Below are 5,788 nucleotides of genomic sequence, written 5' to 3'. Positions count from 1 at the left end.
TCCATGGGGACGGCGGCAGGCTGGCGCCCGGCGCCGTACACCGGCGGGGAAACCAGGGTTCCCGCGTTGGCCTCCGGCTCCCCGGCGGCCAACGCGGCGAGTCTTTCCTTCGCCTGAGCCATCGTGGGGCGGTCTTCGGGCTCCCCCCGCAGCAGGCTCATCAGCAGCGCGGTCGCCTTGCCGGACTGGCGCGGCGGGATCACCTGGCCGTTGGCGGCCGTGTAGAGCAACGCGAGCTGGTTGGAGCTGTTGCCGTAGGGCGGCTGGCCCTCCAGGGCGTGGTAGAGCGTCGCGCCGAGCGAGAAAACGTCCGAGGCGGGTGCGGGATCGGACCCCCGGGCCAGCTCCGGTGCGAGGTAGGCCGGGGTGCCGCCGATCAGCCCGGTCTGGGTCAGGGTCAGGTCACCGGCGGCACGCGAGATGCCGAAGTCGGTGATCTTGGCGGTGCCGTGCTCGTCGATGAGGATGTTGGCCGGCTTGATGTCGCGGTGCACGATGCCGGCGCGGTGCGCGGCGACCAGTGCCGAGGCGACCTGCTCGCCGATCTTGACCACCTGGCCCAGCGGCAGCGTGCCGTGCTCGGCGATGACCGCGGACAGGCTCTTCGACGGCAGGTACTCCATCACGAGGCATGGATCGCCGTCGTGCTCGGCGACGTCGAACACGACGATCGCGTTGGGGTGCTGGAGCCGCGCGGCGTTCTTCGCCTCGCGCATCGCCCGTTGCCGCATGCTGTTGCGCTCGGCCTCGGACATGCCTGGCTGGGCGAGGATCTGCTTCACCGCCACCGCACGTTCGAGGCGCTCGTCCACGGCACGCCAGACGACGCCCATCGCGCCGCTGCCGATGTGCTCGACGAGGCGATAGTGCCCTGCGATCAGCTGACCGGTGTCGATGGCGGCTACTCCTCGGAAACTACCTGCGTTTCTTGGCCTGACCGAGCGCGAATACCCTCCTCGCGCACCGGGACGAGTGTAGCGGTCGCGATCGTGGCGCCGTCGTAAGCTGCCCCCCGCACCACCTTGATCATTCCGAGCGTTCCGACCAGCGCGAACGCGAGGTAGCACGCGAGCAGGGCCGGAGGGGTGCCTCCGGTGAGCGCGTCGCCGAGCACCACGACGGCGACCGTGCCGGGCAGGCTGCCGAGCACCGTGCCCACCAGATAGGGCCGCCAGCGCACGTCGAGGATTCCGCAGCAGTACCCCAGCGGCGCGAAGGGAACCACCGGGATCAGGCGCAGTGAGGTGATGGCGAGGACGCCCCCGTCGGCCAGGCGGTTGTTGACCGTGCGGACCGAGCGGCGGTGCAGGTGGCGGCTCACCAGGTCGCGGCCGAGCAGCCGGGCGAGGCCGAACCCGAGCGCGCCGGAGATCGCGGTCGCGGTGATCGCCACGGCGATGCCGGCGGCGTCGCCGAGTAGCAGCCCGGCGGCGAGGTTGAACACCGTGCGCGGGATCGGCGCGACGGTGAACACCGAATAGGCACCCAGCAGCAGCAGGGCGGTGAGCGGTCCGCCGCCGCCCGCCAAGGCTCGCAGCTGGGCCGGGCTGGGGATCGGCAGCGTGAACGCCGCCGCCACGACCGCGGCGAGCAGCGCGAGCGCGACGATCAGCTTGGTGCGTCGGGCCATGGGCCCAACGGTATTGCACCGCCGGGCCGGGAAGGCCCGCGGGACAAGGGGAAGACGGCCGGCCCGGCTCGTCCTGTCCGGCCCGGCACCCGGAAGACGGTTACGGTGAACGGGTGCCCAAGCATGGCGAACCGGTCGAATACCGGGTAGGCGAGCGGACCGTCCGGCTGACCAGCCCGGACAAGATCTCCTTTCCGGAGCGCGGCATCACCAAACGGCAGGTGGTCGAGTACTACCTCGCCGTCGCCGAGCCGCTGCTGCGGGCGATCGGGGACCGCCCGACCACGCTGAAGCGCTTTCCCGACGGCGTGGCCGGGGAGTTCTTCTACGCCAAGCGCGTGCCCAAGGGCGCACCGTCGTGGGTGGAGCCGGTGCGGATCACCTTCCCGTCGGGCCGGACGGCGGAGGAGGTGTGCCCGGGCGAGCCCGCGGTGATCGCGTGGGCGGCGAACCTGAACACCCTCGACTTCCACCCGTGGCCGGTGCGGCGCCAGGACGTGGACCATCCCGACGAGCTGCGCATCGACGTCGACCCGGCGGAAGGCACCGGTGCGGCCGGGTTCGACGACGCGGTGCGGGTCGCGCTGACCGTGCGCGAGGTGCTCGCCGACGCGGGACTGACCGGCTATCCGAAGACCTCCGGTGGTCGCGGGGTGCACGTGCTGGTCCGGATCAGGCCGGAGTGGGACTTCATCGCCGTGCGGCACGCGGTGATCGCGCTCGCGCGCGAGACCGAGCGGCGCCTGCCGAAGCTCGCGACCACGGCGTGGTGGAAGGAGGAGCGCGGCGGCCGGGTCTTTCTGGACTACAACCAGGCGGCGCGCGACCGCACGGTCGCTTCCAGCTGGTCCGTGCGCGGCACGCCCCGGGCGACCGTGTCCACGCCGGTCACCTGGGAGCAGCTGACCGAGGTCCGGCCCGAGGACTTCGACGTGTTCACCGTGCCGGCCTGGCTGGCCGGGCACGGCGATCCGCACGCCGCGCTCGACGAACACGCTTTCGGCATCGAGACGGCCCTCGAGTGGTACGCCCGGGACGAGCGCGACCACGGTCTCGGTGAACTGCCCTACCCGCCGGACTACCCCAAGATGCCCGGCGAGCCCAAACGGGTCCAGCCCAGCAAGGCACGTCAGGACACCTGAGGCACCACCTCGGCGGCCAGCCGCTCCATCTGCCTCCGCTGATCGGTCACCGGGGTGAACAGGATCAGCTCGGCGCCGGCCTCGGCCACCTCGCGTATGCCCCGCACACACTCCTCGGGGGTGCCGGCGACCGCGACCCCCTCCAGCCCGCGTTTTCCGTAGATCTGCTCGAGCCCGTCGGCCACCGCGGCCCTGGCGCGCTCGCCGTCGTCGTCGAGGTGGACGTAAACCCGCTTGGCGATGGGGAAATCGGTGCGGTTCTCCTCCGCCAGGATTTCCCGGAGCAACCGCACCTGCTCGGCGAAGCGGGCGGTGGTGGCGGATCCGGCACCGAAGAAGCCGTCGCCGAAGCGCGCGGCGCGGCGGAGCGCGTTCGGGTGGCCGCCGCCGAACCACACCGGCGGGCCGGGCTTCTGGAACGGCTTGGGTTCCATGGCGGCGTTTTCCAGCTGCCAGAACCGCCCGGCGAAGGTGACCTCCGGCTGCGTCCACAGTTCCCGCACGAGCCGCAGGCCCTCGTTGAACCGGGACACCAGCCCTTCGCCGTCGATACCGAAGGCGGAGAACATCCGGCCCTGCCCGCCGGTGCCGATCCCCACCTCGAGCCTGCCGCGGCTCAGCTGGTCCAGCGAGCTCAGGCTTTTCGCCAGGTGAACCGGAGTGTGCAGCGGCGTCACGAACACCGCGCAGCCGAGCCGCAGCCGTTCGGTGCAGGCCGCGGCGTAGGTCATCGTCGCGAGCGGATCGAGGTGCGGCATCGTCCCCAGCACCTGCTCCTGCGTCCAGCCGCTTTCGTAACCGAGTTCCTCGGCTCGCCTGACGTAGGACCGGAAGCCGCCGGGATCGAACTCCCCGTCGGCCACGAACTGCGGAAGTGAGATCGCGAAGCGCATAGCGCAACCTTACGGCGATCCGCCGGACAGGGAATCCGTCCCGTCGCGTGGGAGTGAGTGCCGTGAAAAGACCCCGGATTTGAAGGTTTCCTGGCAAAAGTCGGGACAGTTGGGGGCAATCCCGGCAAAAAGTTTTAAAAAGCACTTCAACGATACGGTTGAGGCATGAACGAACAGCAGATCATCCGGTTCGTCGGTGCGCTCCCCGAAGCCGTGGTCGAAGTCGCGAGCGAGTCCACCGGAGCACCCCGGGTCGCCTGGGGAGACACGTTCTTCTTCTACAACCCGGCAGGGGTGGTGCCGCAAGGCGAACTGCCGTTCGCCACGATCGTCACCAAGGACTACCCGGACTACGACACGGCCTCCCGGTTGGACCGTCCCGGGGTCTTCCGGCTCAACATCTCCGTCGGGCGCGCGCTGTTCCAGGAACTGACCGGCTACCCGCCCGCCGCGCACGCCGATCGTCAGGCCGGGTTCGACTACACCGCGTTCGACCGGGTCCTGCCGCATCCCGTCTATGCCACCCAGGGCTGGGTCTGCGTGCTCAACCCCGGCGAGGCGACGGCGAAACAGGTGGAATCACTGGTCACCGAGGCACACGCGCGTGCCGCGCGGCGTTACCGGGCCGCTTCGCGGTCCTGAGCCGGCTTCATCAGCCGTAGCGCCACGACGGCGAGGGCCACGATGGTCAGCCACAGGTAGGCGTTGCGGTTGACCTCCTGGTGGTCCCACGGGAACGTGAGGATGCTGCTCTCGTCGAAGCCCAGCAGGAGCAGCACCCCGCCGGAGGCCACCGCGAAGGTGAGCACCAGCCCCACCCACGCCGACACGGCCCAGCGGCGCAGTGAGGCGTCGAGCAGGCAGATCAGCAGGGCGGCCAGCCACACCCAGTGGTGCACCCAGCTGTACGGGGACACGGCGGTGGTGGTCAGCCCGCACAGCGTGACGGCGAGCAGTTCCTGCCCGCCGGAGGACAGCCGCCGGGCCAGCAGCAGACAGGCCAGTGCGATCGCGGCGGCCACCACCAGCCACAGCAGTTGCAGGCCGCCGGTGACGCCGATGGTGCGGGCGAACATTCCCCGCAGCGACTCGTTCGACGGATCCTGCGGCACGCCGACGCGGGCGGGGTCGGCGAAGGCGCCGGACCAGAAGGTCTTCGAATCGTGCGGGAGCACCAGGAAACCGATCAGCAGGGTGACCGCGAGCGAAATGACCGACGTCAGCGCGGCCCGGTACCGCTTGCTGAACAGCAGGTACAGCACGAAGAACGCGGGGGTGAGCTTGATGCCGGCGGCGATGCCGATCAGCGCGCCCTTGCCGCGGAAGGAGTCCGGCAGGGCCAGATCCACCAGCACCAGCGCCATCAGCAGGATGTTGACCTGCCCGAAGGCCATGGTCTGCCGGATCGGTTCGCACCACAGCAGCAGTGCGGCCACCGGGAGGCTGAACACGGCGAGCCGGAGGTCGCGCCGGTAGCCGAGCAGCGCCAGCGCGGCCCAGGCGGCCACGGCCAGGATCAGGAAGTTGCCGATGCCGCCCACGTAGACGATGACGGGGGCGTTCAGCTTGGCCAGGGGAACGAACAACAGCGCCGCGAACGGCGTGTAGACGAACTCCCACACACCGCGGGTGTGCCCCAGCAGGGGCGAGTCGTAGACCGAAACGCCGTCGAGGACCCGGTTGCCCGCGATCTGGTACACCCCGAGGTCCTTGAGGTGCATCAGGGTCTCCGGGTCGGCGAGTACCGCGGCGAGGTATCCGCCGGCGGCCACCGCGCCGAGCACGAGGATCGTCCAGAAGACGGGGGCGGGCAAAGGGCGTCTCTCCGGAGCCGAGGGCTTCGGCGCGTTGGCCGGGGCCTCGACAGCGGATGAGGACACGGTGACCCCCTGGAGTGTCGGCGGTGTTCGGTGGGCAAGAGTAACGCGCCCTCGGCCGCGCGGCCCAACCAGTGCTGACCTGTGGCCGGTCGCTCCACTGCCGTGAGGGGTCCCCTCACGGTCGATACGGCCAGGGTCCCGGCAAAGTCGCGTGAGTGTTGGCCGTGAAGGGTCCCTTCACAGTCGATATGACTGTGAAGGGACCCTTCACGGCGCCCCAGTCCCTCCCGCCGGGGGGCGAGG

At 70.3% G+C, this 5,788-nt stretch carries 6 protein-coding genes; 2 read left to right on the top strand and 4 right to left on the bottom strand.

Going from position 1 to position 5,788, the window contains the following annotated elements; all coding sequences use genetic code 11:
- Together FNH05_RS30375 and FNH05_RS30370 are read right to left on the bottom strand one after the other, a co-directional pair.
- Positions 1 to 833 (bottom strand): serine/threonine-protein kinase (locus tag FNH05_RS30375; RefSeq protein ID WP_246128023.1); only part of this gene is annotated, 833 nt, incomplete at its 3' end.
- A 68-nt stretch (positions 834 to 901) separates the two neighbouring features.
- Positions 902 to 1,630: a TVP38/TMEM64 family protein gene (locus FNH05_RS30370; protein WP_144592286.1), complete on the bottom strand. Its 729-nt coding sequence runs from the start codon at positions 1,628 to 1,630 to the stop codon at positions 902 to 904.
- A 113-nt stretch (positions 1,631 to 1,743) separates the two neighbouring features.
- Here FNH05_RS30370 and ligD point away from each other — a divergent pair, with 113 nt between their 5' ends.
- On the top strand, positions 1,744 to 2,772 hold the full coding sequence (gene ligD / locus FNH05_RS30365; RefSeq protein ID WP_144592285.1) for a non-homologous end-joining DNA ligase: 1,029 nt from the start codon (positions 1,744 to 1,746) through the stop codon (positions 2,770 to 2,772).
- Here ligD and FNH05_RS30360 read toward each other — a convergent pair.
- Positions 2,760 to 3,665 (bottom strand): LLM class flavin-dependent oxidoreductase, encoded by a 906-nt coding sequence (locus FNH05_RS30360; RefSeq protein WP_144592284.1) that lies wholly within the window; start codon positions 3,663 to 3,665, stop codon positions 2,760 to 2,762. The two genes, ligD and FNH05_RS30360, sit on opposite strands and share 13 nt — an antisense overlap.
- Positions 3,666 to 3,830: 165 nt before the next feature.
- On the opposite strand from FNH05_RS30360, the gene FNH05_RS30355 reads away from it, so the two are divergent.
- Positions 3,831 to 4,307 carry a DUF6194 family protein gene (locus FNH05_RS30355; protein WP_144592283.1) on the top strand — a complete coding sequence of 159 codons (477 nt, stop codon included), beginning with the start codon at positions 3,831 to 3,833 and terminating at the stop codon, positions 4,305 to 4,307.
- Here the strand turns inward: FNH05_RS30355 and FNH05_RS30350 are convergent.
- On the bottom strand, positions 4,283 to 5,479 hold the full coding sequence (locus FNH05_RS30350) for a glycosyltransferase 87 family protein (protein WP_246128022.1): 1,197 nt from the start codon (positions 5,477 to 5,479) through the stop codon (positions 4,283 to 4,285). The two genes, FNH05_RS30355 and FNH05_RS30350, sit on opposite strands and share 25 nt — an antisense overlap.
- Between the last annotated feature and the right edge of the window lie 309 nt (positions 5,480 to 5,788).

Origin of the sequence: Amycolatopsis rhizosphaerae, from assembly GCF_007713715.1 — a bacterium.
Taxonomy (GTDB): Bacteria; Actinomycetota; Actinomycetes; order Mycobacteriales; family Pseudonocardiaceae; genus Amycolatopsis_E; species Amycolatopsis_E rhizosphaerae.
The sequence above is the reverse complement of the archived record's forward strand: the minus strand, read 5'-3'. Positions and strand labels throughout refer to the sequence as shown.